Annotated in this window: 1 protein-coding gene; it reads right to left on the bottom strand. The window is 58.3% G+C overall.

Annotation, left to right across the window (positions count from 1 at the left end; translation table 11 throughout):
• Positions 1 to 31: 31 nt before the first annotated feature.
• Positions 32 to 1,587, bottom strand: a protein-coding gene (locus IGW03_RS37545; RefSeq protein WP_323745074.1) for an IS3 family transposase whose coding sequence is annotated in 2 segments (ribosomal slippage) — positions 32 to 1,125 and positions 1,125 to 1,587 — 1,557 coding nt in all. Because the reading frame shifts where the segments join, the coding sequence is not laid out codon by codon here.
• Positions 1,588 to 1,660: the final 73 nt, after the last annotated feature.

The following is a 1,660-nucleotide window of genomic DNA, read 5'->3' as shown; positions in this document are numbered from 1 at the left end:
CGGTGTTTGTCAACGTAGTTGTCGCGTCACCTCAAGCTGCATTCTGTAGGTGTATGGCGTGATTTCGCTCTGGATTGAGCCAGACCTCGTCCTCCAGTCTCCAGTTTCTTGTCTTCCCTGACCACCGCTTCGGATTGCTGCATTTGGCAGCGGCATACAGCGTCTCACGGTTGTGCAGAATCACCGGTGCGTGACCAGAATGTCGCTGCGCTGGGGTCACGAATCTCAGACCGCTATGTTTGTGTTCCTGGTTGTACCAGCGTACAAACTTGTGCGTCCAGGCCTGTGCTTCTTGCAGACTGCCAAACGGCTTCTTCGGGTAATCAGGCCGGTACTTGCAAGTGCGGAACAACGACTCCGCATACGCATTGTCATTGGAGACCCGTGGTCGGCTAAACGAAGCGGCCACCCCCAGATGCTCCAATGTCGCCAGCATGGTGGCGCCCTTCATTGCGCTGCCGTTATCCGAATGCAGCACCAGTGGGCGCCCAGCCAGGCCTTCAGATAGACTGGCTTTGCGCATGAGCAGCCCAGCCAGCTCGCTCGACTCGGCCACATGGACTTCATGCCCTACAATCTTGCGACTGAACACGTCCAGCACCATGTACCAATAAAAATACTGGCCTTTTACCGCAGCCGGCAGCCAGGTTATATCCCAACTCCAGACTTGGTTCGGTCCGGTTGCACAATGACTCGTCGCCACCCGCTGCGAGGGCTTCTTTGCCCGCCCACGATGATGCTGTTGCGATGCCTGTTTCAGTACCCGGTAAAAGCTCGACTCCGACGCAAGGTACACGCCACGATCAGCCAGCGTCGGCACGATTTGACTCGGCGGCAGACTGGCAAACTCCTCACTGTTGGCCACGGCCAGGATCTGCTCTCGCTCAGCTTCACTGAGCTTGTGAGGAGGCGCCGGCCGGACGACCGTAGTGCGCGCATCGGCAGCAAGCAGCTCGTCACCATCGCGCACCCATCGCTGGAAGGTACGGATACAAATTCCCAGCTCGGCACAAGCCGGGGCGAGTCGGCAGCCCGCTTGCGTGGCTTCGCGGATCAACGTAATGCATAACCGGCGATCTGAGACGTTGATCAGTCTTCCTCTTTGTCTCCCCAGATCGCCTGGACTTTTTTTCGCAGAATCAGCAGCGCCGCCGCTTCGGCCAACGCTTTCTCCTTGCGATTGAGTTCCTTCTCCAGTTGCCGGATGCGCTTCTTGTCTTCTTTGGACTGCTCGCGCTGGCTGCGCGCCTGTTCGCCCGCATTAGCATTGGCCGCGCGGCATGCCTCCCGCCAAGCGGCGATCTGCTCGACGTACAGCCCCTTGCGCCGGCAATACTCAGCCAGCTCCGCTTCATTGAGCGCGGCCGTCTCCAGTACGACTGCAAACTTGTCTTCCGAGGACCATCCCTCGGGATTCTTTCCATCTCCTGGCACCGGCATTCCCTGATTTTTCAACTGACGCCGCCAAGTATAAAGCGTCTGCTCAGTGATGCCGGTATCTCTGGCCAGCTCCGCTACTGCCTTGTTCTCCGGCGGCATCATCCGTCGTAGTACTGCTTCTTTCCGTTCCGCTGAATACGCTTTCACTTCGCCTCTTTGCCCGCCCCGGATTCATTACGACTCAAATCAGGTGACGCGACAACTATCCTGACACCGGGGG

This window comes from Noviherbaspirillum malthae (assembly GCF_015352985.1).
GTDB lineage: Bacteria > Pseudomonadota > Gammaproteobacteria > Burkholderiales > Burkholderiaceae_D > Noviherbaspirillum > Noviherbaspirillum malthae.
This window is presented reverse-complemented; position numbering and strand designations above follow the sequence as displayed.